The organism is Streptomyces sp. NPDC001617, assembly GCF_053596855.1.
Map to the genome: position 1 here is coordinate 1 of NZ_JBSFHA010000093.1, position 24,137 is coordinate 24,137.

The 24,137-nt window shown below is 70.7% G+C and carries 24 protein-coding genes; 13 read left to right on the forward strand and 11 right to left on the reverse strand.

Features of this window, described 5'->3' with window-relative positions:
• Positions 1 to 134 precede the first annotated feature (134 nt).
• On the reverse strand, positions 135 to 1,184 hold the full coding sequence (locus ACWC09_RS43305) for a LacI family DNA-binding transcriptional regulator (protein ID WP_450856711.1): 1,050 nt from the start codon (positions 1,182 to 1,184) through the stop codon (positions 135 to 137).
• A 260-nt stretch (positions 1,185 to 1,444) separates the two neighbouring features.
• Here ACWC09_RS43305 and ACWC09_RS43310 point away from each other — a divergent pair, with 260 nt between their 5' ends.
• Positions 1,445 to 2,392: an ROK family protein gene (locus ACWC09_RS43310; RefSeq protein ID WP_450856654.1), complete on the forward strand. Its 948-nt coding sequence runs from the start codon at positions 1,445 to 1,447 to the stop codon at positions 2,390 to 2,392.
• A 73-nt stretch (positions 2,393 to 2,465) separates the two neighbouring features.
• On the opposite strand, the gene ACWC09_RS43315 is transcribed toward ACWC09_RS43310, so the two are convergent.
• Positions 2,466 to 4,487 (reverse strand): NPCBM/NEW2 domain-containing protein, encoded by a 2,022-nt coding sequence (locus ACWC09_RS43315; protein WP_450856656.1) that lies wholly within the window; start codon positions 4,485 to 4,487, stop codon positions 2,466 to 2,468.
• Between the two features lie 267 nt (positions 4,488 to 4,754).
• Here ACWC09_RS43315 and ACWC09_RS43320 point away from each other — a divergent pair, with 267 nt between their 5' ends.
• From ACWC09_RS43320 to ACWC09_RS43330, 3 genes are read left to right on the forward strand one after another with little or no spacing between them, the layout of a single operon-like run.
• Positions 4,755 to 6,023: an ABC transporter substrate-binding protein gene (locus tag ACWC09_RS43320; protein ID WP_450856658.1), complete on the forward strand. Its 1,269-nt coding sequence runs from the start codon at positions 4,755 to 4,757 to the stop codon at positions 6,021 to 6,023.
• Positions 6,024 to 6,073: 50 nt separating this feature from the next.
• Positions 6,074 to 6,991, forward strand: a complete 918-nt coding sequence (locus ACWC09_RS43325) for a carbohydrate ABC transporter permease (RefSeq protein WP_450856660.1) — start codon at positions 6,074 to 6,076, stop codon at positions 6,989 to 6,991.
• Positions 6,988 to 7,914, forward strand: a complete 927-nt coding sequence (locus ACWC09_RS43330; RefSeq protein ID WP_450856662.1) for a carbohydrate ABC transporter permease — start codon at positions 6,988 to 6,990, stop codon at positions 7,912 to 7,914. The genes ACWC09_RS43325 and ACWC09_RS43330 overlap by 4 nt, the downstream gene beginning before the upstream one ends.
• A 10-nt stretch (positions 7,915 to 7,924) precedes the next feature.
• Here the strand turns inward: ACWC09_RS43330 and ACWC09_RS43335 are convergent, their stop codons facing one another.
• Complete coding sequence (locus ACWC09_RS43335) at positions 7,925 to 8,284, reverse strand: hypothetical protein (protein ID WP_450856664.1); 360 nt, start codon at positions 8,282 to 8,284, stop codon at positions 7,925 to 7,927.
• A gap of 48 nt (positions 8,285 to 8,332) precedes the next feature.
• Here ACWC09_RS43335 and ACWC09_RS43340 point away from each other — a divergent pair, with 48 nt between their 5' ends.
• Complete coding sequence (locus tag ACWC09_RS43340) at positions 8,333 to 8,545, forward strand: hypothetical protein (RefSeq protein ID WP_450856666.1); 213 nt, start codon at positions 8,333 to 8,335, stop codon at positions 8,543 to 8,545.
• Between the two features lie 143 nt (positions 8,546 to 8,688).
• Positions 8,689 to 9,756 (forward strand): NUDIX hydrolase, encoded by a 1,068-nt coding sequence (locus ACWC09_RS43345; RefSeq protein WP_450856668.1) that lies wholly within the window; start codon positions 8,689 to 8,691, stop codon positions 9,754 to 9,756.
• 982 nt (positions 9,757 to 10,738) lie between these two features.
• Here the strand turns inward: ACWC09_RS43345 and ACWC09_RS43350 are convergent.
• A complete protein-coding gene (locus ACWC09_RS43350; RefSeq protein ID WP_450856670.1) occupies positions 10,739 to 11,443 on the reverse strand; it encodes an MBL fold metallo-hydrolase in 705 nt (234 codons plus the stop codon).
• Between the two features lie 61 nt (positions 11,444 to 11,504).
• On the reverse strand, positions 11,505 to 12,878 hold the full coding sequence (locus ACWC09_RS43355) for a M20/M25/M40 family metallo-hydrolase (protein ID WP_450856672.1): 1,374 nt from the start codon (positions 12,876 to 12,878) through the stop codon (positions 11,505 to 11,507).
• Between the two features lie 132 nt (positions 12,879 to 13,010).
• Here ACWC09_RS43355 and ACWC09_RS43360 point away from each other — a divergent pair, with 132 nt between their 5' ends.
• The gene (locus ACWC09_RS43360; protein ID WP_450856673.1) at positions 13,011 to 14,261 is read left to right on the forward strand and encodes a geranylgeranyl reductase family protein; all 1,251 of its coding nucleotides are present in this window, start codon (positions 13,011 to 13,013) and stop codon (positions 14,259 to 14,261) included.
• Here ACWC09_RS43360 and ACWC09_RS43365 read toward each other — a convergent pair.
• Together ACWC09_RS43365 and ACWC09_RS43370 are read right to left on the reverse strand one after the other, a co-directional pair.
• The gene (locus ACWC09_RS43365; RefSeq protein ID WP_450856713.1) at positions 14,251 to 14,706 is read right to left on the reverse strand and encodes a nitroreductase family deazaflavin-dependent oxidoreductase; all 456 of its coding nucleotides are present in this window, start codon (positions 14,704 to 14,706) and stop codon (positions 14,251 to 14,253) included. The genes ACWC09_RS43360 and ACWC09_RS43365 overlap by 11 nt on opposite strands.
• 50 nt (positions 14,707 to 14,756) lie before the next feature.
• On the reverse strand, positions 14,757 to 15,206 hold the full coding sequence (locus ACWC09_RS43370) for a nitroreductase family deazaflavin-dependent oxidoreductase (protein WP_450856675.1): 450 nt from the start codon (positions 15,204 to 15,206) through the stop codon (positions 14,757 to 14,759).
• A 196-nt stretch (positions 15,207 to 15,402) separates the two neighbouring features.
• Here ACWC09_RS43370 and ACWC09_RS43375 point away from each other — a divergent pair, with 196 nt between their 5' ends.
• From ACWC09_RS43375 to ACWC09_RS43390, 4 genes are all read left to right on the forward strand, one after another.
• The gene (locus ACWC09_RS43375) at positions 15,403 to 16,113 is read left to right on the forward strand and encodes a TetR/AcrR family transcriptional regulator (RefSeq protein ID WP_450856677.1); all 711 of its coding nucleotides are present in this window, start codon (positions 15,403 to 15,405) and stop codon (positions 16,111 to 16,113) included.
• On the forward strand, positions 16,110 to 16,493 hold the full coding sequence (locus ACWC09_RS43380) for a VOC family protein (RefSeq protein WP_450856678.1): 384 nt from the start codon (positions 16,110 to 16,112) through the stop codon (positions 16,491 to 16,493). Before ACWC09_RS43375 ends, ACWC09_RS43380 begins: the two co-directional genes overlap by 4 nt.
• A gap of 161 nt (positions 16,494 to 16,654) precedes the next feature.
• Positions 16,655 to 17,896, forward strand: coding sequence for a sensor histidine kinase (locus tag ACWC09_RS43385; protein WP_450856680.1), 1,242 nt, complete (start codon positions 16,655 to 16,657; stop codon positions 17,894 to 17,896).
• Entirely contained in the window at positions 17,893 to 18,558 is a 666-nt protein-coding gene (locus ACWC09_RS43390; protein ID WP_450856682.1) for a response regulator, read from the forward strand. The genes ACWC09_RS43385 and ACWC09_RS43390 overlap by 4 nt, the downstream gene beginning before the upstream one ends.
• Here ACWC09_RS43390 and ACWC09_RS43395 read toward each other — a convergent pair.
• Together ACWC09_RS43395 and ACWC09_RS43400 are read right to left on the reverse strand one after the other, a co-directional pair.
• Positions 18,519 to 18,812: a DUF6332 family protein gene (locus ACWC09_RS43395; RefSeq protein WP_450856684.1), complete on the reverse strand. Its 294-nt coding sequence runs from the start codon at positions 18,810 to 18,812 to the stop codon at positions 18,519 to 18,521. The genes ACWC09_RS43390 and ACWC09_RS43395 overlap by 40 nt on opposite strands.
• Positions 18,813 to 18,891: 79 nt before the next feature.
• Positions 18,892 to 20,376 carry an MFS transporter gene (locus ACWC09_RS43400; RefSeq protein ID WP_450856686.1) on the reverse strand — a complete coding sequence of 495 codons (1,485 nt, stop codon included), beginning with the start codon at positions 20,374 to 20,376 and terminating at the stop codon, positions 18,892 to 18,894.
• A gap of 86 nt (positions 20,377 to 20,462) precedes the next feature.
• On the opposite strand from ACWC09_RS43400, the gene ACWC09_RS43405 reads away from it, so the two are divergent.
• On the forward strand, positions 20,463 to 20,840 hold the full coding sequence (locus ACWC09_RS43405) for a MarR family winged helix-turn-helix transcriptional regulator (RefSeq protein ID WP_450856688.1): 378 nt from the start codon (positions 20,463 to 20,465) through the stop codon (positions 20,838 to 20,840).
• A 7-nt stretch (positions 20,841 to 20,847) separates the two neighbouring features.
• Here ACWC09_RS43405 and ACWC09_RS43410 read toward each other — a convergent pair whose 3' ends face one another.
• Positions 20,848 to 21,588 carry a maleylpyruvate isomerase family mycothiol-dependent enzyme gene (locus ACWC09_RS43410; protein WP_450856689.1) on the reverse strand — a complete coding sequence of 247 codons (741 nt, stop codon included), beginning with the start codon at positions 21,586 to 21,588 and terminating at the stop codon, positions 20,848 to 20,850.
• 54 nt (positions 21,589 to 21,642) lie between these two features.
• Between ACWC09_RS43410 and ACWC09_RS43415 the strand changes: the two genes are divergently transcribed.
• Positions 21,643 to 22,110: a GNAT family N-acetyltransferase gene (locus tag ACWC09_RS43415; RefSeq protein WP_450856691.1), complete on the forward strand. Its 468-nt coding sequence runs from the start codon at positions 21,643 to 21,645 to the stop codon at positions 22,108 to 22,110.
• On the opposite strand, the gene ACWC09_RS43420 is transcribed toward ACWC09_RS43415, so the two are convergent.
• Complete coding sequence (locus ACWC09_RS43420; protein WP_450856693.1) at positions 22,094 to 23,986, reverse strand: protein kinase domain-containing protein; 1,893 nt, start codon at positions 23,984 to 23,986, stop codon at positions 22,094 to 22,096. The two genes, ACWC09_RS43415 and ACWC09_RS43420, sit on opposite strands and share 17 nt — an antisense overlap.
• Positions 23,987 to 24,137: the final 151 nt, after the last annotated feature.

Below are 24,137 nucleotides of genomic sequence, written 5' to 3' on the forward strand. Positions count from 1 at the left end.
GCCGCCCGCCTCCGCCTTGCAGCTGCACGCTCCCCCACTCTCGGCTTCGCTCGAGCGGGGGGACCCCCATGGCCCCGCTCGGCTTGGCCAGGAGGCGCCGTGCCGCACGGCCGACCTGATCCGCCGGACACCCCCTAGGCCGCCGGCGGCAGCTCGCCCGAACCCCGGGTGATCAGCCGGGTCGGCAGCTCGATGCGCTCCGGGGTGATCAGGTCCCCGTCAAGCTGACGGAAGAGCCGCTCCGCCGCGGTACGGCCGATGGCGGCCGCGTCCTGTGCCACCACGGTAACCCCGGGCTGCAGCAGGTCCGCGAGCTCGATGTCGTCGAAGCCGACGAAGGCCACCCGGCGGCTGTGCTCGGCGAGGACGCGGACCACGGTGACGGTCACGCGGTTGTTGCCCGCGAAGATGGCCGTGACGGGCTGCGGACCGTCGAGCATGTCCTCGGCGGCCCGGCGCACCCGCTGCGGGTCCGTGGCGCCCAGGGACATCCAGGAGTCCTCGACCGGTATGCCGGCGTCCTCCATGGCGGCGCGATAGCCGCGCAGTCGCTCGGCGGCCGTGTGGATGCGGGGCATGTCGCCGATGAAGCCGATCCGGCGGTGGCCGTGGGCGATCAGATGGGCGACACCGTCGCGGGCGCCCCCGTAGTTGTCCGACAGCACCACGTCGGCGTCGATCTGGCCGGCCGGGCGGTCCACGAACACGGTGGCGACGCCCGCCTTGATCTCCGGCTCCAGATAGCGGTGGTCGTCACCGGCCGGGATCACCACCAGGCCGTCCACCCGCCGGGCGCACAGCGCGAGCGCCAACTCCTGCTCGCGGTCCGGGTCCTCCGCGCTGGAGCCGTTGATCAGCAGGGCGCCGTGCGCGCGGGCGACCTCCTCGACCGCGCGGCTGAGCGGGCCGTAGAACGGGTCGGCGAGGTCCTCCAGGACCAGGCCGATGCTGGCGGTGCGGCCCTTGCGCAGGACGCGCGCGCTGTCGTTGCGGCGGAAGCCGAGCGCGTCGATGGCCTCCTGGACGCGGCGCTCCGTCTCCGGGGTGACTCCGGGTTCGCCGTTGACCACGCGGGAGACGGTCTTCAGGCCGACTCCGGCGCGCGCGGCGACGTCCTTCATGGTGGGACGATTGCCGTAACGAGCTGCGGTGAGGCGGTCTGTGCGGCGGGCGGTCTCGGGCACGATGCGCTTGTCCTGTCCTGTCTCGGCCACGGGTCTTGTCGACTCTTGTCCATGGGGGTGCGGCGGACCATGAGTTTGTATGAGGATGTGGCGTCGAGCATAGAGCCTGGACAACGTTGTCATATGCGCGAGAGACTGTCCACCGCAATCTCCGGCCTGCGCCCCCACCGCGAGACCGGCCCGCCCTTCTCCGTAGTTGAAGGGGGAACTTTCCCCTGGCCGACGCGGAACCTATGGTTTGACCGGGAGATCCGACACTGATGCACACCGACCTCGTGGCCGCGCTCGACATCGGCGGCACCAAGATCGCCGGAGCGCTGGTGGACGGCCATGGCGAGATCCTGGTGCGCGCGCAGCGCACGACGCCCGCACAGGAGGACGGCGACACCGTGATGGGTGCCGTGGAGGAGGTCGTCGGCGAGCTGACGGCCTCGCCGTTGTGGGCAGGCGCCACGACCCTCGGCATCGGCAGCGCCGGGCCGGTGGACGCCTCCGCGGGCACCGTGAGTCCGGTGAACGTGCCGGGCTGGCGCGACTATCCGCTGGTGGCGCGGGTCCAGGACGCGGCCGGCGGCCTGCCTGTCGAGCTGATCGGCGACGGTGTCGCGATCACGGCGGCCGAGCACTGGCAGGGCGCCGCGCGTGGTCACGACAACGCGCTGTGCATGGTGGTCTCCACGGGCGTCGGCGGCGGCCTGGTCCTGAACGGCCAGCTGCACCCCGGCCCCACCGGAAACGCGGGCCACATCGGCCACATCAGCGTCGACCTCGACGGCGACCCGTGCCCGTGCGGCTCGCGCGGCTGTGTGGAGCGCATCGCGAGCGGGCCGAACATCGCGCGCCGGGCGCTGGAGAACGGCTGGCTGCCCGGCCCCGACGGCGACACCTCCGCCGCCGCGGTGGCCGCCGCCGCCCGCGCCGGTGACCCGGTCGCCGTGGCCTCGTTCGACCGGGCCGCCCAGGCGCTGGCCGCCGGGATCGCGGCCACCGCGACCCTCGTCGAGATCGACATAGCGGTGATCGGCGGGGGAGTGGGCAAGGCGGGCGACGTGCTGTTCACGCCCCTGCGCAAGGCGTTGGGCGACTACGCGACCTTGTCCTTCGTGCAGCGCCTGCAGATCACGCCCGCCCAGATGGGCACGGACGCCGGACTGGTGGGCGCGGCCGCGGCCGCGCTCGCCAAGCGGGCGGACACGGCCGCGGTCTGAGCGCCTCGGCGGCCGCGGAGGCGCCCACCGGCGCAGGAACGTTCAGGCGGGCTGCTGGGTCCTCAGCGCGGGCTCAGCAGCTCAACTGCGCGTTCCCCCAGTCCGCGTGGTCCGAGTCGATGCCGTCCCCGCCGTCGGTGACGACGAGGCGGACCACCTGGGCGCCCGTCACATCCGCGCTGACGGGCTGGGCCGACATCGCGTTGGTCAGGACCCCCGTCGAGGCGACCTTGGTGCCGTCGGCCCAGATCTCGAAGGCGACGGTGCCGTTGGCGCCCTTCTCGTCGTCGACGCCGACGTCCGCGGTGACCGTCCTGCAGGCCCTGCCGGTGTAGTACTCCACGGCGCTCTCCGCGTGCACGCCGAGGCCTTTGGGGTACACCACCCCGCCGATGGTGAGGGGATGGCCGTCGCCGGCCGCACTCTCCCCGTTGCTGGTGTTCCGCTCGACGGGGCCGTAGCCGTTGGTGGCCGACAGCCAGGGAAGGTCGCCGAGCCCGGAGGTGCCGGAAGGCGGCGGTGCGACGACGGACGCGGTCAGCGGCAGCACGCTGTCGACGCGGATGCCGGTCGGGGAGCGGTAACTCGCCTTGAGCGTCAGGTCGTACGACCCCGCCGGCGTCCCCTGAGGAGCGGTGACCGCCCACCTGGTGCGCAGGGAGCGCCCGGTCGGTACGACGGCGGAGGTGGGTCGCGAGGCTGCCTTCACCGTCCAGCCCTCGGGTCCCGTCAGCTGTGCCGCGACGTGCAGTGCGGGTGTGCGGCCCAGGTCGGTGACCACGGACATCAGTGCGGCGGGCTTGCCGGCCTCGACCAACGGGCTGCCGTCCAGGCCGAGTTCGACGGCGGGCGGGTGCGTGGCCCACTTGCGGTCGGCCGAGACCCGCACGAGAACCGTGCCGTGGGCGGGCACGGTCGCCGAGATGATGCCCGCGGTGTTGTAGCTCCTGTGCTGCCACAGGTCGCGCAGGGTGTAGGCGGGGGCGTGGGGCAGGCCGACGGCCTGGGCGGTGGTGGAGATGTGCTGGGCGGTGCCGTTCTCGTTGAAGAGGGCCACCGTGCGGCTGCCGTCCTTCATCTCCTTGGCGACGGCCCAGCGCCCGCCCTCGGACGAGACGACGGTGCCCTGTTTGCCCAGCGGGTCCTGGTCGACGGCGATGACCTCCTTGTTGTCGAGGATGTCGAAGGTCGCCGGGGAGGCCTTGCGCAGGTCGGAGCCGATGAGCAGCGGGGCGGCCATGATCGACCACATCGAGAAGTGGGAGCGGTACTCGGTGTCGGTCATGCCGCCGTTGCCGACCTCCAGCATGTCGGGGTCGTTCCAGTGGCCGGGCCCGGCGTACGGGGCGAGGGGCAGGTTCTTCTTCAGAATTCCCAGCATCGAGCCCCAGTTGTCACTGATGTCACCGGTAGTACGCCACAAGTGGCCCACATCCGCGGCCCATTCCCAGGGCTTGTTCTGACCCCATTCGCAGATGCTGTAGACGATGGGACGGCCGGTCGCCCTGAGGGCGTCGCGCATGGTCGTGTAGCGCAACGTGGCGTCTACACCTTGGTTATTGCAGTTGTCGTACTTGAGGTAGTCGACGCCCCAGTCGGCGAACTGCTGGGCGTCGCTGTACTCGTGACCGAGCGCGCCCGGAAAACCCGCGCTGTTGCAGGTCTTCGTGCCCGCGCTGGTGTAGATGCCGAGCTTGAGGCCCTTGGAGTGCACATAGTCCGCGACGGCCTTGATCCCGTTCGGGAAGCGGGCCGGATCGGGGACGAGTCTGCCGTCGGCGTCCCGGTTGGGCAGGGCCCAGCAGTCGTCGAGGTTGACGTACTGGTAGCCCGCGTCCTTGAGGCCTTTCTCGACGAACAGGTCGGCGATCCCCTTGACCATGGACTCGTTGAACTCGGCACGACAGTGGGTGGAGTTCCAGTTGTTGAAGCCCATCGGAGGGGTGAGGGCGAGACCGTCGGCCAGGGTCGGCGAGGCGGGCTCGGTGGCGGGTGCCGCCAGGGCCGGTGCGGCGAGTCCGGCCGCGCACAGCAGTCCTGCTGTGAGTGCTCCGACCACTCTTCGGCGGGTTGTGCGGGTGTGAAGGTGACGCATCGTTACGTTCCTCCGAACACGCGAAAGGTGGGATGACGTCATGTCCTCGTCACTCATGCGCGTTTACGGTAGGACGTGTCTGACTGTGTTGGAAGAGAAGAGGTAACGGTTGTTCGATATCCCGTCAGAACCCTTGACGCTGAGGCCACATGGGGGTGAGATCCAAGCCACGCGTTCGGTTGTGTTGGGTGGCACCCTCGGGAGGGGCACATGGCACAGTCCTCGTTCAACCGGTTGGCCCAGTCCAAAGACGGGGCAGGTCATCCGATGTCCCGGCGAAGTCTCTTACGCGGTGCGGCCCTTGGTGCCGGTGCGGTCACGCTGCCCGCCCTGCTGTCGGCCTGCGGCAGCGGGCCCGGCGGCGACAAGAAGGAGGTGACCGTCGGCTCCAACGCCTCGGACCCCGTACCGAAGCAGGCATACGCGGCGGCCTTCCAGGCGTACGAGAAGAAGACCGGGAAGAAGGTGAAGGTCAACACCAAGGACCACAACGACTTCCAGGAGAACATCAACCGCTATCTGCAGGGCACCCCCGACGACGTCTTCATGTGGTTCGCGGGATACCGCATGCAGTACTTCGCGGAAAAGGGGCTGCTGACCGAGATCAGTGATGTCTGGAAGACCTTCTCGGGTTTCTCCGACGCGCTGAAGGCGCAGTCCACGCACGGCAACAAGCAGTACTTCGTGCCGTACTACTACTATCCGTGGGCGGTCTTCCACCGTAAGAGCCTCTTCCAGCAGAAGGGCTATCAACAGCCCACGAAGTGGGACGACTTCATCGCCCTGGCGAAGCAGATGCAGAAGGACGGAAATCCGGTCGCGTTCTGCGACAAGGACGGCTGGCCCGCGATGGGCACCTTCGACTACATCAATCTGCGGCTGAACGGTTACGACTTCCACAAGTCCCTGATGGCGGGCGAGGAATCGTGGACCGACACCAAGGTGAAGAACGTCTTCGACACCTGGCGTGAACTCATGCCCTATTACCAGAAGGGCGCGCTCGGCCGGACCTGGGAGGAGGCCGGGCAGAGTCTGCAGCAGCGCAAGACCGGCATGGCGGTGTTCGGCATGCCGCACCCCGGCACCCAGTTCCCGGCGAACGAGCGGGACGACATCGACTTCTTTGCCTTCCCGGAGATCGACCCACAGTGGGCCCAGGACGCGGTCGAGGCGCCCATCGACGGCTTCCTCGTCGCCAAGAAGTCCAGGAACATCACCGGCGCCAAAGACCTGCTGAAGTGGCTGGGCAAGCCCGAGGCCGAGAACACCTACCTCAAGTACGACCCCAACAACGTGGCCGTCAACTCGGGCGCCGACACCTCGCACTACAGCGCCCTGCAGAAGAAATCGGCCGGGCTCGTCTCCGGCGCCAAGCAGATCTCGCAGTTCCTGGACCGCGACACCCGGCCCGACTTCGCCTCGACCGTGATGATCCAGTCCATCCAGGACTTCATCGGCAATCCGAAGGACGTCGACGGGCTGTGCAACAGCATCGAGCGGCAGAAGAAGACCATCTTCTCGCAGCCCGTCGGCTGATCACCGTCGGCTGATCACTGGATTCCGTTGATCACTGGGGGAGAAGTTCCGTGGCGCTCACCTTCCCGCGACGCGCCGGACGACGACGGCGCCTCAGGCGGTTCACCCGCCGTGACGCCGTCGTCCTCGGCGTGCTGCTCGGCATACCGATCCTGCTCGACATCGCCATCGTCTGGGGCCCGACGCTCGCCTCGATCGGCCTGTCCTTCACCGCCTGGGACGGCATCGGCTCGATCCACTGGATCGGCCTGGACAACTACAAGAACCTCGCCGACAACTACCCGCCGTTCTGGCCGGCCGTCCGCCACAACATCATGTGGCTGCTCTTCCTCGGCCTGATCGCCACGCCCTTCGGCCTGTTCCTGGCCGTCCTCATCGACCGGGGCGTCCGCTTCAGCCGCTTCTACCAGTCCGTCCTCTACATGCCGGTCGTGCTCTCGCTCGCCATCGTCGGCTTCATCGCCCAACTGATCCTCGGCACCGACCAGGGCGTGATCAACACCATCCTCAACAACCACGACGACCCCATCGACTGGCTGGGCAACTCCCACCTCAACCTCTGGATGATCATGATCGCGGCCGGCTGGCGGCACGTCGGCTACGTCATGATCCTCTATCTGGCCGGCCTCAAGGCCGTCGATCCCCAGCTGAAGGAAGCCGCCGCGATCGACGGCGCGAACGAGCGCCAGACCTTCTTCCGCGTCGTCTTCCCGACCTTGCGACCGGTCAACGTCATCGTCGGCGTCATCACCGTGATCGAGGCGCTACGGGCCTTCGACATCGTCTACGCCGTCAACAAGGGCCGCAACGGCCTGGAACTCCTGTCCGTCCTGATCACCGAGAACATCATCGGCGAGGCCAGCCGGATCGGCTTCGGCTCGGCGATCGCGGTCGTGCTGCTCGTCGTGTCGCTGGGATTCATCGTGACGTTCCTGGTCCAAGAACTGCGAGGTGCGCGCGAGCGATGACGGCAGACATCCGTACCACCGCACCGGTGCACCGCCCGGCCACTCCCGCCGCCCCGGCCGCGAAGTCCCCGCGCCGGCGCGGTCGTTGGGGCGTCCACATCTTTCTCATGGCGGTGTCTCTGGCCTTCCTCGCCCCGCTGCTGCTCGCCGTCTACGCCAGCCTGCGGCCGTACCAGGAGACGGCGCAGCACGGCTACCTCTCCTGGCCGAAGCACCTGTCCCTCGACTACTACCGCCGGGCCTACACCGAGTCCGGCATGGGCAAGTACTTCACCAACACCCTGATGATCGCGGTCCCGGCCGTCCTCGTCACGCTCTTCCTGGCGTCGTTCGTGGCCTTCGCGGTGTCCCGGCTCAGACTCCGCGGCGGCATCCTTCTGTTGATGTTCTTCACCGCGGGCAACCTGCTGCCGCAGCAGGTGATCGTGACGCCCCTGTACGTCCTGTTCAACAAGATCCCGCTGCCCTGGTGGATGTCCGACTCGCTGACCATGTACGACTCCTACTGGGCCGTCATCATCGTCAACATCGGCTTCCAGATGGGGTTTTGCGTCTTCGTCCTCGCCAACTTCATGCGCACGCTGCCCCAGGAGATCCTGGAGGCGGCGATCGTCGACGGCGCCGGCGTGTGGACCCAGTTCTGGCGTATCACCCTGCCGCTGTGCCGCCCCGCGCTCGCGGCCCTGGCCACGCTCGAGTTCACCTGGATGTACAACGACTTCCTCTGGGCCCTGATCTTCATCTCCAACCCCGACAAGCTCCCCATCACGTCCTCGCTGAACAACCTGCGCGGCCAGTTCTTCACCGACTACAACCTCCTGGCCGCGGGCTCGGTCCTGGTCGCGCTGCCGACGATCCTGGTGTTCCTGCTGCTGCAACGGCACTTCATCGCGGGGCTGACGCTCGGGTCGACGAAGGGGTGAGGGATCGGGATCAACCGGCCGAGATCAACCGGCCGAGGTCAACCGGCCGAGAACCTGCGGGCGAGGTCGCGAAGGCGCGCGGCGGCCTCTCGCACCGGCTCGTCGCGAAAGCCCGGCCCCGGGAACCCGCCAGCCGATCGAGCCCTTCGGCCTGGCGCAGGTGCTCCCGCGCGGCGTGCTCGCGGCACGGCGGGCACGTGACGCTCTCCGGGCGCCGGGAGGTCATCGCATACGGCACCCGCAGACCACAGCCCGTGGTCACGACGCTCGGCGGGTCGCCTACCAGGCCGAAGGCGGTCGCCGGCATGCCGCGCGCGGCGGGGTTGTCGACCAGCGGGCGCCGGTCGACGTGCCCGTCCGTCCCGTCCATGTTCCCGGCATGCGTGACCCCGGCCCGGGTCCGGCAGTTGATCGGGGCATGAAGAAGCGCAGCATGATGGCCATCGCCTCCCTAGCCACCGGGTTCGTCGTCGCGGCGATCAGTCCCACGCACACCGGTGACCACCAGGTACTCGGTGATCACCAGACGCTCGGCGACGTAAGTGCCGAGGACACCGTGGGTACGGTTACCGGCACTGTCAGTGACGGCGGTCTCTCCGGCGCGGACAAGACCCTCGGGCAGAACGGCTGACCCGGCCGAGTGCCGGATCGCGGCGCCGGTGCCCCTGCCGCAGGGGGCACCGGCGCCGCCGTATGTGCGCCCTCAACTGGGGCTGGTTTCCGTGGCAGGGTGTTGCGGGCAAGCCTCAGGGGGCCAACAGAAGAGGGGGAACCGTGACCGTCGTTTGGATTAACGGCGCGTTCGGTGCGGGGAAGACCACCACCGCACGGGAACTGATCGACCTGATCCCGAACAGCACGCTCTTCGACCCCGAGGTCATCGGCGGGGCACTGCCACACCTGTTGCCGGCCAAACACCTCGCGGAGGTCGGCGACTACCAGGACCTGCCCATCTGGCGGCGTCTCGTGATCGACACGGCGGCCGCCATGCTCGCCGAGCTCGGGGGGACCCTCGTGATCCCCATGACCTTGCTGCGCCAGGAGTACCGCGACGAGATCTTCGGCGGCCTCGCCGCGCGCCGCATCGGCGTCCGGCATGTCCTCCTCGCTCCGGCGGAAACGATCCTGCGTGAGCGAATAGCCGTCCGGGAGGTCCCACCGGACCTCCCGGACGCCGAGATACGGATACGGCAGTGGTCCTACGACCACATCGAGCCGTACCGCAGCGCCCTCGCCTCCTGGCTCACCGCCGACGCCCACCCGGTCGACACCAGCGCCCTCACGCCGTACGAGACGGCGGTCCGCATCGCCGAGGCCGTCGGCAGTGGCGAGGTGCCGGTCTGCGACATCGTGCAGACGCCGGAGCCGACCGCCGAAACGCTCGCTGCGGGTGTCCTCCTCTTCGACGAACAGGACCGGGTACTGCTGGTCGATCCCACCTACAAGGCCGGCTGGGAGTTCCCCGGCGGGGTCGTCGAATCCGGCGAGGCACCCGCCCGTGCCGGTATGCGCGAGGTCGCCGAGGAGACCGGCATCCACCTCACCGACGTACCGCGCCTCCTGGTCATCGACTGGGAGGCCCCCGCACCCCCCGCCTTCGGCGGCCTGCGCCTCCTCTTCGACGGCGGTCGCCTCGACTCCTCTCAGGCGGGCCGGGTGCTGCTCCCCGGCCCCGAGCTGCGCGAGTGGCGCTTCGTCAGCGAGGAAGAGGCCGTCCACCTCCTTCCACCGGTCCGCTACGAGCGCCTGCGCTGGGCCCTGCGGGCACGGGAGCGGGGCGCCGCGCTGTACCTGGAGGCAGGGGTTCCCACTCCGTCACCCGTTGCTGAAACCGCCGACTGAAGTCGTCCATCGCGGCAGCCGTTCGGGCGTGGCGTGAGATCAGCTCGGCGGCGGCCTCAGGGATGCCCTCCGCCCTGGCGCCGTCGGCGCATGCGCGGATGAAGGCGGACCGCTCCTCGCCACGGTGGCCGTACAGCTCGGTGACGAGCCAGAGGACCAGGTAGAGGGAGGTGTAGGAGCGGTCGTAGGCGCGGTGCCGGTCGAAGAAGGCCCGCTCGTCCGGGGTGAGACGGAAGCGTGAGGAGAGGGTGAGTCCGTAGTCGGCGAGGTGGAGCCGGTGGCCGTCCGTGAGGATGTTGCCGAAGTGGGCGTCCATGTGCAGGAGCCGGCGGCCGTGGAGGAAGGAGGTGATGGCCTCCAGGCCCTGTTCGACGAGGCGGCAGGCGGACTCCGCGTCGTCGGCGGCGAGTTGGGCGCGGAGCCAGTCGTGCAGGGTGTGCGGGACGTACTCCAGGAACAGTGCGACACTCGCCGACGCGGTGCGCAGCGCCTCGATGCGTCGGCGCACCCCTGGGCCACCGCCCCAGTAGCCGACGGCGGCCTCCACATTGGCCAGTTCATCGGGGAGGAGCTGCTGCTCGGGCTCGGGCATCACGCGCCAGTGGTACATCAGCGGAAAGCCGGAAAACTGGTCCGCCAGAACCCAGTTGGTGGTCATGGTGTGCACGGCGAGTTCCCGCCAGGCGCCGAAGCCCGGGCCGGGGATGGTACCGATGCCGTAGTGGCAGTACGTCGGCAGCCCGAAGAGGTTCGCGGTGGACCGGACGTTCTCGGGACGCCGTTCGAGGTCCGTGAGCGGCACCCGTTTCACGAACACCCGCACCCCGTCGACCTCGACCAGTGTCGCCCGCCCACCGACCCCCGCGCCGGCCGGTGTGCCCGCCGCCAGCAGCGCGCCGAGTTCGTGGTCGCTGAGGAGGGCGAGGGAGGTGGAGACAGCGGAGTGGTCGGCGAGGCGTGGGATGCGGGTCATGACCCATCTTCAACGGGGAGTCGGGTGTCTGTCCGCCGATCGGCGAAGGGACGTCGAGGCGTCGCCGATCACCGGGGCGCCGTGTCCGAAACAGGCGATGGCCGTGTCGAGTCCGGCCAGTCGGTGGAAGGAGGTGACGGCCTGGGCGCGGTCGACATTGAAGACGCCCAACATGACGCTGCCGTCGACCGGAGACGCGGCGATCGCGTCGCCGGTGAACAGCACACCGTGGTGCGGGAGATGGACCGCGATGCTGCCGTGCGTGTGGCCGGGGGCGTGGACGACATGGGCGCCGTCACCGAAGTCGAGGGCGTCCCCGTCGGACAACTCGGTGATCCGTGTGGGGCGTTCGAATCCGCCCGTGGGGAGCTGCCGGGCCACCCCGGCATGGACCGGACGCTCCCACTCCTCGAACACCGGGGATGGTCCCGGGAGTTCACCCCGCACGACAGGCGCGTCCCGGTGATGGGCGAGTACCTCCGCCCCACTCAGGGCGGCGAACTCGCCCGCTCCACCCACATGGTCCTCGTGGAAGTGGGTCAGCACGACCCGTCGTACCTTCCCCAGTGACTCCGCGACCGTCGCGATGGCGGCCCCCGAGCCCGCCGGCCCCGCGTCGATCAGTGTCAACTCGTCGCCGTCCCGCCAGAGATAGGCCTGGCCGACCGGGAAGCGGAGGAGGTGGAGGCGGGGGAGGAGTTCGATGACGTCCATGGGGTGAACGTAAGGGCGCCCCGCCGGTCGGCGAGGCGCCCTCTGCTGTCGGCAGAGTCGGTCAGCTCGCCGCGTAGTTGCGCAGGAACAGGGCTTCCGTCACCGAGAGGCGCTCCAGTTCCTCCGGGGACACGCTCTCGTTCACCGCGTGGATCTGGGCCTCCGGCTCGCTGAGGCCGATCAGGAGGATCTCCGCCTGCGGGTAGAGGGAGGCGAGGGTGTTGCAGAGGGGGATGGAGCCGCCCTGGCCGGCGTACTGCATCTCCTGGCCGGGGTAGGCGACCGACATGGCCTCGGACATGGCCGCGTAGGCCGGGCTGGTCGTGTCCGCGCTGAAGGGCTGGCCCTGGCCGACCTGCTCGATGTGGACCCGGGCACCCCACGGGGTGTGTGCCTCGATGTGGGCCTGGAGGAGCTTGGTCGCCTCGGCCGCGTCCACGCCCGGCGGCACCCGGAGGCTGACCAGGGCACGGGCGCCGGCCTGCACGGACGGGGTGGCGCCGACGACCGGCGGGCAGTCGATACCGAGCACGGTCACGGCGGGCCGCGCCCAGATGCGGTCGGCGACCGTGCCCGAGCCGATCAGCCGCACGCCGTCCAGGACCTTGGCGTCGGCACGGAACTGCGCCTCCTCGTACGCCAGCCCCTCCCACTGCTTGTCGGAGCCCAGCCCGTCGACCGTCGTGGAACCGTCCTCCGCGCGCAGCGAGTCGAGTACGCGGATGAGCGCGGCCAGCGCGTCGGGGGCCGCGCCGCCGAACTGGCCGGAGTGGAGGTTGCCTTCGAGGGTGTCGACCTGGACGCGGAGGAGGGTCATGCCGCGCAGGGTGGAGGTGACCGTCGGCAGGCCGACGCGGAAGTTGCCCGCGTCGCCGATGACGATGGTGTCGGCGGCGAGGAGCTCGGGGTGCTCCTCGGCGTACCGCTCCAGACCGCCCGTGCCCATCTCCTCCGAGCCCTCGGCGATCACCTTGACGTGGACCGGGACGCCGCCGTCGGCCTTCAGGGCCCGCAGCGCCAGCAGGTGCATGATCACGCCGCCCTTGCAGTCGGCGGCCCCGCGCCCGTACCAGCGGCCGTCGCGCTCGGTCAGCTCGAAGGGCGGGGTGGTCCAGGCGGCCTCGTCGAGCGGCGGCTGCACGTCGTAGTGGGCGTAGAGCAGGACGGTCTTGGCGCCCGCGGGGCCGGGCAGGTAGCCGTAGACGGACTGTGTGCCGTCGGGGGTGTCGAGCAGGGCCACGTCCTGGAAGCCCTCGGCGCGCAGGGCGTCGGCGACCCAGTTGGCGGCGCCCTCGCTCTCGCTCTTCGGGAACTGGTCGAAGTCCGCCACCGACTTGAAGGCCACCAGCTCGGCGAGCTCGGCCCTCGCCCTCGGCATCAGCGAGGCGACGGTCTCGGCGACCGGGTTCGTCTCGGCGACCGGATTCGACGACATGGGCACGCTCCTTGTGGGTGCGACGTTGTACGAGTGGATATCGGGATCCTCCCACAGCGGCCTGCGGCGACGTCCGCCGTAGGATGCGGAGGACAGGTGCGGCAGCGGCTTGATCGGGAGCAGTAGACCATCGTGAGCAGCGAGAACTCTTCGGCGGACGACGTGCAGCAGGTGTGGGACGTCGTCGTGGTGGGCGCGGGACCCGCGGGGGCCTCGGCCGCCTATGCGGCGGCGGTCGCGGGGCGGCGTGTGCTGTTGCTGGAGAAAGCCGAGCTGCCCCGCTACAAGACGTGCGGCGGCGGCATCATCGGGCCCTCGCGCGACGCCCTGCCGCCCGGCTTCGAGCTGCCGTTCCGCGACCGGGTGCACGCGATCACCTTCTCCAGCAACGGCCGCTTCACCCGCACCCGTCGCTCCAAGCAGATGCTGTTCGGGCTGATCAACCGGCCCGAGTTCGACCAGCAGCTGGTCGAGCACGCCCAGAAGGCGGGCGCCGAGCTGCGTACGGGCGTCACGGTGTCGCGGGTCGAGCAGCACGGCTCGGCGGTCCCGGACCGGCGCTCGGTCGCCGTGGTCCTGCAGGGCGGCGAGACGCTGCTCGCCCGGGCCGTGGTCGGCGCGGACGGCAGCGCGAGCCGGATAGGAGCGCATGTCGGGGTGAAGCTCGACCAGGTCGACCTCGGCCTGGAGGCGGAGATCCCGGTGCCGGAGACCGTCGCCGAGGACTGGAAGGGACGGGTGCTCATCGACTGGGGCCCGATGCCCGGGAGTTACGGCTGGGTGTTCCCGAAGGGGGACACACTCACGGTCGGTGTGATCTCGGCCCGCGGTGAAGGCGCCGCGACCAAGCGGTACTTGGAGGAGTTCATCGGACGGCTCGGACTCGCCGGGTTCGAACCGAGCATCTCCTCCGGCCACTTGACCCGCTGCCGTGCCGATGACTCGCCGCTCTCGCGCGGGCGGGTGCTGGTGTGCGGGGACGCGGCCGGGCTGCTGGAGCCGTGGACGCGGGAGGGCATCTCGTTCGCGTTGCGCTCGGGGCGGCTCGCGGGGGAGTGGGCGGTGCGGATCGCCGAGGCGCACGACGCGGTGGACACCCGCCGCCAGGCCCTGAACTACGCGTTCGCGATCAGGGCGGGGCTCGGCGTCGAGATGAGCGTCGGCAAGCGGCTGCTGACGGTCTTCGAGCGCCGCCCCGGTCTCTTCCACGCGGCGATCACCGGGTTCCGGCCGGCATGGAACGCGTTCAAGGAGATCACCCAGGGCTCGACGTCCCTCGGTGAGATCGTCCGTACGCACCCGATGGCCCAGCGCGCGCTGACCGCGTTCGACCGGCGTCCGGTGGGCGCGATGGGCGGGGAGGCCACCGAGGTCAGTTCGTGACGGTGATCCGGAAGACCGGGTGGTCGGGCGCGGCCGCGATGATCTCCTCGTCGGAGGACCTGGCCGTCACGCCCTGGAAGTACTGGTTGACCTCCCAGCCCCACTTCTCCAGATAGCTCCGCAGGATCGGGAGCTTCTCCGCGTCGGGGAGCTCCACCGCGGTGAACTCCCGGACCCTGCGTCCGACGCGCAGCTCACCGCGACCGGCGACGCGCATGTTGCGCACCCACTGGGAGTGCCCGCGGGCCGAGACGAGGTACCGCTCGCCTTGGTGGCTGTGCTGGTTGACGGGAATGCGCTGCATCGTGCCGCTCTTGCGGCCGCGCACGGACATCTCCGCCGTGCCCATCAGGCTCAGCCCGTGCCGGGCCAGCAGCCCGATCACCTTGTTGAAGCGCACGGTGAGCGGACTGCCCTCGAGGTAGTAGGGCGTGGACGAGGCCATGGGGTCCTCCGGGTGGGGTGTGCGAGGGCGGTCGGCGGCGGGAGCCGTGCTCACTTGGCGACCTCGATGCGGAAGACCGGGTGGTCGGGGGCGATCCGGCGCAGGTCGGCGTCGGGGGAGTCGGGGCCGACCCCGTTGAAGAAGACGCCGACCTCGGCCTTCCAGCGCTTGAGGTAGGCGCGCAGCAGGGGGACCTTGTCGTCGTCGGCGACCTCGGTGGCGGTGAACGCCTCCACCCTCTTGCCCAGGTGCAGCTCTCCGCCGCCCGCGGCGCGCATGTTGTGCGTCCACTGGACGTGTCCGCGCGGGGCGAGCAGGTACTGCTGTCCGTCCACGACCAGCAGGTTCACCGGGGTGGTCCGCCACTCGCCGCTCTTGCGGCCGCGGACGGCGAGGACCCGGGAGCCCCAGACGCTGAGGCCGCGGCGGGTCATCCAGGCGACCGCGCGGTTGAAGACGTTGACGGTGAACCAGCCGGGCTTCTGGACGTGCGTGGACATGATGACCCCCATGGGTTGAGTACGTCGGTTCAGTGGACGACTTGCGTGAACGACGCTCTGTTTTGTGAGCACTGCTCTCGCTTGCCTGTGAAGAGTCTGCACCGGATCGGTGATCCAAAGCAAGAGCACTGCTCTCTTTTTTGTGCGACGCTCTCGTTTGTGTGCACTGCTCTGCTTTCATGGCACACTGCATCGTATGAGCACCCCCCACAGCGCCCGCGCCCGAGCCAGGATCGAAGTCACCGCCGCCATCAAGGACGAGGCGCGCAGACAGCTCGCGGCCGAGGGCGCCGCCAAGCTCTCCCTGCGGGCCGTCGCCCGGGAACTCGGCATGGTCTCCTCCGCGCTCTACCGCTACTTCCCCAGCCGGGACGACCTGCTCACCGGGCTCATCATCGACGCGTACGACGCCGTGGGGGAAGCGGCTGAGGCGGCGCACAAGGCCGCCGCCGACGCCGGCCCCGTCCAGCGCTGGACCGTGGTCTGCGAGGCCGCCCGCGCCTGGGCCCTCGCGCACCCGCACGAGTACGCCCTGATCTACGGCTCCCCGGTCCCCGGCTACGTCGCGCCCGACACCACCATCCCCGCCGCCTCCCGCGTCGCGCTCGTCCTGATCGGCATCGTCCGCGACGCCGTCAAGGGCCCCGGCGTGACCGTCCCTTCCCTCTCCGTCGAACTGCGTCCCGAGGCAGAGCGTCTCTCCGCCGACATCGCCCCCGACCTCCCCCCACCCGTGGCGGCGGCCCTCGTAGCGGCGTGGGCCCAGCTGTTCGGACTGATCGGGTTCGAGCTGTTCGGACAGTTCAACCGGGTCGTCGAGGACCGGGACGCGTTCTTCCGGCATGCGGTGGGGCAGATCGCGCGCGGGGTCGGACTGTCGGACCGTGCTCCTGGAGTGCGGGGATGACGCGACCTCACTTCACCGGCACCTGCCTGATCACCGACGACGTCCCGGCCCTGGCCGCCTTCTACGCCACGGTCCTGGACGCGGAGGTCCAGGGCGGCGACCCCTTCGCCACGGTGTCCGTCCCGGGCGCGGTCCTGTCGTTCTTCTCGACGCGGGGGATCGAGGCGATGGTGCCGGGAGTGACGACCGTCGCGGCCGGCGGGAACTTCACGCTCGAGTTCGAGGTCACCGACGTCGACGAGCGCCACGCAGGGCTGCTCGCTCAGGGGGCCGAGATCCTCAAGCCCCCGACCACCCAGCCCTGGGGCCGCCGATCCGTCTGGTTGCGCGACCCCGACGGCAACATCGTCAACCTCTACCAGAGGGCACAGAAGGCATAGAAGGCGGAAGGCGGAGGGGCCGCCGACGTGATCGAGCCGAGCGCCCCGACGCCGGCTGTTCTGCAGGCAGGGGCCGCAACCGACGTACTTCCCGGGGAGTACGTGTGATCACCACGCCCGGCTGACGCCCACCAGGGCTTACGGCGTCTAGCGTGGCCGTCATGGAGGAGCAGCAGGGCGTACGCGAGGGCGGGGCGCCGCGGTGGCGGTGGCATGGGCCACCGTGGCGGAACCGCTGGGACGGCGAGGAGCGTCGAGGGGCCGGATGGCCGTGGCGTTCCACCGTGCTGATCACCTTCTTCGTGCTCGGCGGCTCCAACTTCGCCGCCCAGCATCAGGAGGGCAAGCGCGCCGCGCTCGACGTCTTCGCGCGCGTGCTCCTGCTGGTCGGGTCCGGGCTGCTGCTGTGGCGGAAGCGGTATCCGGTGGCCGTCGTGTTCGGTACGGCGGCCGCCGCCATGGTCTATCTCGGGGCCGGATACGCGTACGGGCCCGTCTTCTTCACCGTCGTCGTCGCCTGCTTCAGCGCCGTGGTCACCGGGCACCGGCGCGCCGCCTGGGGTGCGGTGGCGATGCTGTGGGCGGGACATGTGCTGGTCGCCCACTGGCTGTACCGATGGCTGCCGCCGTCCGGGGACTCGGCCGCCTCCTGGACGCAGGAGGCGGTGATCGCCGCGTGGGTGGTGGCGATCATGGCGGTGGCCGAGCTCGCCCGGACCCGACGCGAGCAGTGGGCGCGCGAGCGGGCCGAACGGGCACAGGCGGCGCGGCGGCGGGCCGACGAGGAGCGGCTGCGGATCGCCCGCGAGCTGCACGACGTCCTGGCGCACAGCATCTCCGTGATCAACGTGCAGGCGGGCGTCGGCCTCGCCCTCCTCGACACCGACCCCGAGCAGGCCCGCACCGCCCTCACCACCATCAAGGCCGCCAGCAAGGAGGCGCTCGGCGAGGTCCGCCAGGTGCTCGACACGCTCCGCACACCGGGAGACGCGCCGCGCGCGCCCGCACCCGGCCTGGACCGGCTGCCGGAGCTGGTGCAGCAGGCGGCCGGCGCAGGCCTGACGGTCGAGGTGGAGGGGGAGCCGCCCAGGCTCCCGCCCGGCACGGACCTCGCCGCGTTCCGTATCGTCCAGGAGGCGCTCACCAATGTCGTACGGCACTCCGGTTCGCGTCACGCGCGCGTGCACGTCGAGCAGGACACCGGGGCGCTGCGGCTGCGCATCGACGACGACGGGCCCGCGACCGGCGCCGACGCGGGCGGCAGCGGCAATGGCCTGGCCGGAATGCGGGAGCGGGCCGCCGCGCTGGGTGGCACGATCGAGGCCGGGCCGCGTGACGACGGGGGCTTCCGGGTGCTCGCCGTACTGCCGTTGAAGGTCAAGGCCAAGGAGGACGACCGGTGATCCGCGTACTGCTCGCCGACGACCAGTCGCTGGTTCGGGCGGGATTCAAGGCGCTGCTCGACGCGCAGCCGGACATCGAGGTGGCCGGCGAGGCCGCCGACGGCGAGGAGGCGCTGCGCAAGGTGCGCGAACTGCGCCCGGAGGTCGTCCTGATGGACATCCGCATGCCCCTGCTGGACGGACTGGCCGCCACCCGCCGCATCACCGAGGACGCGCAGCTGGGCGGCGTGAAGGTGGTCATGCTCACCACCTTCGAACTCGACGAGTACGTCTTCGAGGCGATCCGCTCGGGCGCCTCCGGCTTCCTGGTCAAGGACACCGAGCCGGACGAACTCCTGCGCGCCGTCAGGGCGGTGGTCGAGGGCGACGCCCTGCTCTCCCCGGGCGTGACCCGCCGCCTGATCGCCGAGTTCGCCGCCCGCTCCAAGGAACCCGCGGCCGAAGGCGCCCTCGCCGAACTCACCGAGCGGGAACGGGAGGTGATGGCCCTGGTCGGCATCGGACTGTCCAACGAGGAGATCGCCCGGCGCCTGGTCGTCAGTCCGCTCACCGCGAAGACCCATGTCAGCCGCACCATGGTCAAGCTGGGCGCCCGCGACCGCGCCCAACTGGTCGTCCTGGCCTACGAGTCGGGGTTGGTCCGGCCGGGCTGGCTGGGCTGAGACTCCCGCGCCTCCTGCTGGAACCGGACGAGTACGCCGACCACCCGGGCGAAGAACACCACGATCGCCAGCGTGATGCCCGAGCCGATGAGCGTGCCGCGCGCACCGTCGGACACGTCGAAGGCGAACGCCGGTCCCGCCACCGCCCCCAGCACCACCGCCGCCGCGAACACCGCACTGAAGAGTGCGTACCCGATCTCGACGGTCATCGCGTCCCGCTCGGCCTGACTGCGCCGTCCCCCGTGGTTCGTCATACCGCGAGTGTCACAAACGTGCGCCCGGTGAGGCAACAACCCCGCCGGGCGCACGCGTGGAGGCGTCCCCCTGGTCGCGCTAGTCCCGTACGGACACGCGCTCCGCCTCCAGGGAGGTGGACCTGGCGACCACCACGGACTCCTGCGGGCGCCGGGCCCGCAGCCCCGTGAGGGTGATCAGCAGACCGGCGACGGCGACGCCGGTCACCACCGTCAGTCCGGGCCGGTAGCTGTCCAACACGGCCTGGGCGGTGGCGTGTTCGGGGGCGCCCGCGGTCACCACGGCCGTCACGACGGCCAGGAAGATGGCGCCGCCCACCTGCACCGAGGTGTTGAGCAGCCCGGAGACCATGCCCTGCTCGTGGTCGTCGACGCCGTTCGTGGCCTGGATGTTCAGGGAGGGGAAGACCAGCGCGCAGGCCGCGCCGATCAGCAGCATCGACGGCAGGATGACGACGGCGTACGAGGGATCGAGGTTGATGCGCAGGAACAGCGCGTATCCGACGACCATCAGCGCGAAGCCGGCCGCGATCAGCCGCTGTGTGCCGAACCGGTCGACGACCGAGCCGACCCTGGTCGAGGACACCGCCACCAGCGCGCCCGCCGGCAGGAAGGCCAGCGCGGTGTGCAGGGCCGACCAGCCCAGCAGCGACTGCATGTAGAGCGTGGTCAGGAACTGGAAGCCGACGTACGAGCCGAAGAACGCCACCGCGCCGAGCTGGGCGCGGATCTGGTTGCCCGAGCGCAGCACCCCGAGCCGGACCAGCGGGCCGGGCGAGCGCCGCTCGACGGCGACGAACACGGTCAGCAGGACGGCAACGGCGAGGAAGGACAGCAGAGTTCGGGCCGAGGCCCAACCGGCCTCCGGTGCCTGGACGACGGTGAAGACCAGCAGCAGCATCGACGCGGTGCCGAGAACGGCGCCGGGGATGTCGTAGCCGTTGTGGTCCTTCTCGCGCTGACTGCGCGGAAGCAGCTTCAGGCCGGCCAGCAGGGCGATCAGGGCGATGGGTGCGGGCAGCAGCATGGTCAGGCGCCAACTGGCCTCCGTGAGCAGGCCGGAGAGGACCAGGCCCATGGAGAAGCCGGTGGCCGCGCAGGTGGTGTAGATGGACAGGGCGCGGTTGCGCAGGGGGCCCTCGGCGAAGGTCGTGGTGATGATCGACAGGCCGGCGGGAGCGGTGAAGGCCGCGCTCAGGCCCTTGATGAAGCGGCTGGCGATCAGCAGCGGGCCCGAGTCGACGAGGCCGCCGAGCAGCGAGGCGAGCGCGAAGACGCCGAGGGCGACCAGGAAGACCTGGCGTCGGCCGAGCAGGTCGGCGGTGCGGCCGCCGAGGAGCAGCAGGCCGCCGTAGCCCAGGATGTAGCCGCTGACGATCCATTGCAGCGTCGAGGTGGACAGGCCGAGGTCGGAGCCGATGGACGGCAGTGCGACGCCGACCATCGAGACGTCGAGCGCGTCCAGGAACATCGCGGCGCAGAGCACCAGCAGGGTGCCCCACAGCCGGGGAGTCCAGCGAACCTCCGAGGACGGGGCCGCGGGAGTGGTGAGCGGAGAGGTCATGCCCACAGACACTACATGCGCATGCATCGAATGCAAATGCATTTAATTCACGTGCAATGAAGTGCTGGCTCTGCTACGGTGCGCGGATGGTGGCGAAGAAGGCCGAGCGGGCGCTCGTGGACCAATGGCGGGACATCCTGGCGCTGCATGCCCGCACCCAGTGCGAACTGGACCGCGCACTGCACCAACACGGCCTGTGCGCAAGCGACTTCGAGGTGCTGGACGTGCTGTCCGGCGACTCCTGCGCCTACCGTGTGCAGGAGATCGCCGAGCGCGTCCATCTGAGCCAGAGTGCGCTGTCGAGGCTGATCGCCCGGCTGGAGAAGGACGAGTTGGTGGAGCGCGCCATGTGTCCCGAGGACCGGCGGGGGGTGCGGGTGACGCTCACGAGGAAGGGGCGCGCGTTGTACGGCGAGGTGCTTCCGGTGCAACGCGCGGTGCTGACAAGGATGTTGACCGCCTGACGGCGGCTCAGCTCCAGGTGACGGCGGACTTCTCGCGCCACAGCGTGGCGACCGAGGCGTCGCCGGTCACCCTCGGGAAGGGCAGCCGGTTCCAGAGAGCCAGGTACAACTGCGCGGCGGAACCGGCCACTTCGCAGTCCGCTTCCCCGCTCGCGCCCCGCACGGCCGCGGGCGGTTCCTGAGACAGTCGTACGGTCCACACCGCGCCGTCCGCGTCGGTCGCCCGCACCCGCAGCACCCGCGGCTCCTCGCTGCGGACCCTGCTCCTGGAGCGGGCGTGGAAACCGGACAGCAGCTCGTCGATGCCGTCCTCGGCGAAGGCGGGCGCGATCTCGCCGGGCGTACCGCCCCGCGCCGACTCCGCGTCGATGCGGTGCACGGTCGTCTCGTGCGCCTGTCGGCGGGCCCAGAACGCGAGCGGCGACGGCGCGGGCAGGAAGTGCCAGCACCGCACGTCGGGCGCGGCGGAGGCGAGGGTGTCGACCAGCTGCCGGTGTCCCTCACGGAACCAGGTCAGCAGCTCGGCGCCGTCGAGGTCGGGGAGCCCGCCGTCCGGGTGGTACGAGGTGTGCTGCTCGGCGACGAAGGCGGTGGCCCAGCGATGCACCATCCCGGTGTGCCGCAGCAGGTCCCGCACCTGCCAGTCCGGACAGGTCGGCACCTTCGCGTCACTGCCCGCCAGCTCGGCGGCCGCGGCCAGCAGCCTGCCTTCCCGGTCCAGGATCTCCACGAACGCGACTGTGTCCATGGTGTGAGTGTGCAGGATGGAGTGCGGTCGAAGGGAAGAGGTAGCCTGGTGATCATGGTGGAGTGGGGGATGCGACCGGCGACGGTGTCGGACGTCGAGGCCGTGGTGGAGCTGCGGGCCGTGGTGATGCGGCCCGATCTGGAGAGGCTCGGGCGCTACGACGAGCACCGGGTGCGGCAGCGGCTGCGGGACCGGTTCGAGCCGGCGCACACCTGGATCATCGAGGTGGACGACGCCCTCGCCGGCTGCGTGGCGCTGCGCCCCGCCGAGGACGCTCACTGGCTGGAGCACTTCCTCCTCGCCCCGCACCTGCACGGCCTCGGCGTCGGATCGGGTGTACTGCGCGAATTGCTGGAGCGGTGCGACCGCGACGGCGTCCCCGTCCGGCTGAACGTGCTGCAGGGCAGCCCGGCCCGACGGCTGTACGAGCGGCACGGGTTCACGCTGGAGGCCGAGGACCCCGTCGACGTGTTCATGGTGCGCACGCCGGCACCCGTCCCCTCGCTCAGCCGAGACTCTTGACGCGGGCGGCGGTCAGGGCCCGGTCGAAGACGCGGACGTCCTTGATGGCGCCAGGGAAGTAGTCGCTGGGCCGGCCGTTGTACCGAGCGCGGCCGATCACGAAGGGGCCCGTGGACGGGGTCGGCCTGGTGTCGTCGATCGCCGCTTCCTGGACCCCGTTCACGAACAGCCGCAGTCTGCGGGCGGAGCCGTCGCAGACGCCCACCAGATGGGTCCAGGTGTTCACGGCGGGGACGGTGTGGCCGACGGCCCGCAGGTCGGGGCGGGCGAAGGCCCAGCGCTTCTCCTCGCTGGAGTACTGGAGGTAGAAGCCGCTGGCCACGGTGCCGTCCTGGCTGACGGCGGTGGCGAAGAAACCGGGCTCGGCGGGCAGGTTCACCCAGGCCGAGACGGTGAAGCTGCGCCCTGCGCCGGTTCGCAGCACCGGACCGTCGGTGACGATCGCGCTGCTCTTCCCGTCGAACTCGGCGGCACCGTCCGCTCCGGCCCGCCACCGCACACCGGTCGCGGTGCCGGTGCCGCCGCCGACGATGTTCCTGGCCGTCGTGCCCGAGGCCTCGTCGAGGGGCCAGACGCCGATCGGCGACGGGCGGGCGGCGGCCGGGGGAGGGGCACCGCCTTCGGCCACCGCGCCCGCCGGGCCGGTGTGTTCCTCGCCCGACGAGCGGCTGAACCATACGGCCGTACCGGCTCCGAGCGCGGTGACGGCGGCGGCGCCGGAGAGAAGGAAGACACGACGGGTACGGCCACTGCCTGCGCCGGGCTCGGCGGCAGGAGACGGCGGGGTGGTGTGCCCTTGCGACGTCGGATGCGGCGGGTAGAGGTGCGTGGGCGGGGGTGTCGGCCGGACATGGGTGGCCGCGAGGGTGTGCGGCGGCCCGATGGGCGGTACGGCGCCGTGGCCGGGGGCGTCCGCGAAGGCACCCGGGGACTGGGCGGATGCGGGGGCGGCCGTACGGTGGCCGGACGGGTCGGCAAACACGTGGTCGGCCGGGGGAGCCGCCGACGCGGGGCCGTCCCACGGTGCACCCTGGCCGGCGTATGGCGCCAGGACGGACGCCAGACCCGCCGCACCCGCGGGGCCCGTCCGGGCGAGGATGCCGCGGGGTGTGGGGCGGGCGGCGGGGGTCTTGGCGAGGCAGGCGCTGATCAGCGACCGGAGCGCGGGGTCGGTGACGGCGGTGACGTCCGGCTCGTTGTGCACGACCCGGTACAGCAGAGCCGGGGTCGGTCCGTCGCCGAAGGGGTTGCCGCCGATGGCCGCGAAGGCCAGCACCGCTCCCAGGCAGAAGACGTCACTGGCCGGAGTGATCTCGCCGCCGCCGACCTGCTCGGGTGACATGAACCCCGGCGACCCGGCCAACTGCCCGGTGCCGGTGAGGGAGTCGGCCTCCACGGTCCGTACGATCCCGAAGTCGATGACCCTCGGACCGTCCTCGGCGAGCAGCACGTTCGAGGGCTTGAGGTCGCGGTGGACGAGGCGGACGGCGTGGATCGACACCAGGGCCTCGGCCAACCCGGCCGCGAGAGACAGCACCGCCGCCGTGGGTAACGGGCCGCGCTCGGCGACGACCTGCTCCAGCGAGGGTCCGGCGATGTAGCTGGTGACCAGCCACGGGCGGGGAGCGTCCGGGTCGGCGTCGATCACCGGGGCGGTGAAGGCGCCGCTGACCAGGCGGGCCGCCTGGACCTCGCGGCGGAAGCGGGAGCGGAACTCCGGCCGGCGGACCAGCTCGGCGTGCACCACCTTGACCGCGACGAGCCGCCCGCCCGGGGACCGCCCCAGGAAGACCCGCCCCATACCGCCCGCGCCCAGTCGGCTCAGCAGCCGGTAGTCCCCGACGGAGCGCGGGTCGTCCGGCTCCAGTGCTGCCACAACGTCCTCCCGGCCTGCGGTACTCGCCCCGTACGGCCACTGTGCTCCCCGTGACGCGTGCGGCGTACGTGGCGCCCCAGCATAGGGGAGCGGGCGGACGGCATGTCGAAATCCCGTACCGGATAAGGGTGTTCGACCCCGGGCCGGGGGG

Coding starts and splice junctions, on each gene's coding strand:
- ACWC09_RS43385 (WP_450856680.1), top strand. CDS start 16,655: ATGGAGGAGCAGCAGGGCGTACGCGAGGGCGGGGCGCCGCGGTGGCGG.
- ACWC09_RS43365 (WP_450856713.1), bottom strand. CDS start 14,706: ATGGCCTCGTCCACGCCCTACTACCTCGAGGGCAGTCCGCTCACCGTG.
- ACWC09_RS43370 (WP_450856675.1), bottom strand. CDS start 15,206: ATGTCCACGCACGTCCAGAAGCCCGGCTGGTTCACCGTCAACGTCTTC.
- ACWC09_RS43340 (WP_450856666.1), top strand. CDS start 8,333: ATGAAGAAGCGCAGCATGATGGCCATCGCCTCCCTAGCCACCGGGTTC.
- ACWC09_RS43320 (WP_450856658.1), top strand. CDS start 4,755: ATGTCCCGGCGAAGTCTCTTACGCGGTGCGGCCCTTGGTGCCGGTGCG.
- ACWC09_RS43415 (WP_450856691.1), top strand. CDS start 21,643: ATGGTGGAGTGGGGGATGCGACCGGCGACGGTGTCGGACGTCGAGGCC.
- ACWC09_RS43350 (WP_450856670.1), bottom strand. CDS start 11,443: ATGGACGTCATCGAACTCCTCCCCCGCCTCCACCTCCTCCGCTTCCCG.
- ACWC09_RS43355 (WP_450856672.1), bottom strand. CDS start 12,878: ATGTCGTCGAATCCGGTCGCCGAGACGAACCCGGTCGCCGAGACCGTC.
- ACWC09_RS43380 (WP_450856678.1), top strand. CDS start 16,110: ATGACGCGACCTCACTTCACCGGCACCTGCCTGATCACCGACGACGTC.
- ACWC09_RS43310 (WP_450856654.1), top strand. CDS start 1,445: ATGCACACCGACCTCGTGGCCGCGCTCGACATCGGCGGCACCAAGATC.
- ACWC09_RS43375 (WP_450856677.1), top strand. CDS start 15,403: ATGAGCACCCCCCACAGCGCCCGCGCCCGAGCCAGGATCGAAGTCACC.
- ACWC09_RS43315 (WP_450856656.1), bottom strand. CDS start 4,487: ATGCGTCACCTTCACACCCGCACAACCCGCCGAAGAGTGGTCGGAGCA.
- ACWC09_RS43330 (WP_450856662.1), top strand. CDS start 6,988: ATGACGGCAGACATCCGTACCACCGCACCGGTGCACCGCCCGGCCACT.
- ACWC09_RS43335 (WP_450856664.1), bottom strand. CDS start 8,284: ATGGACGGGACGGACGGGCACGTCGACCGGCGCCCGCTGGTCGACAAC.
- ACWC09_RS43400 (WP_450856686.1), bottom strand. CDS start 20,376: ATGACCTCTCCGCTCACCACTCCCGCGGCCCCGTCCTCGGAGGTTCGC.
- ACWC09_RS43405 (WP_450856688.1), top strand. CDS start 20,463: ATGGTGGCGAAGAAGGCCGAGCGGGCGCTCGTGGACCAATGGCGGGAC.
- ACWC09_RS43410 (WP_450856689.1), bottom strand. CDS start 21,588: ATGGACACAGTCGCGTTCGTGGAGATCCTGGACCGGGAAGGCAGGCTG.
- ACWC09_RS43395 (WP_450856684.1), bottom strand. CDS start 18,812: ATGACGAACCACGGGGGACGGCGCAGTCAGGCCGAGCGGGACGCGATG.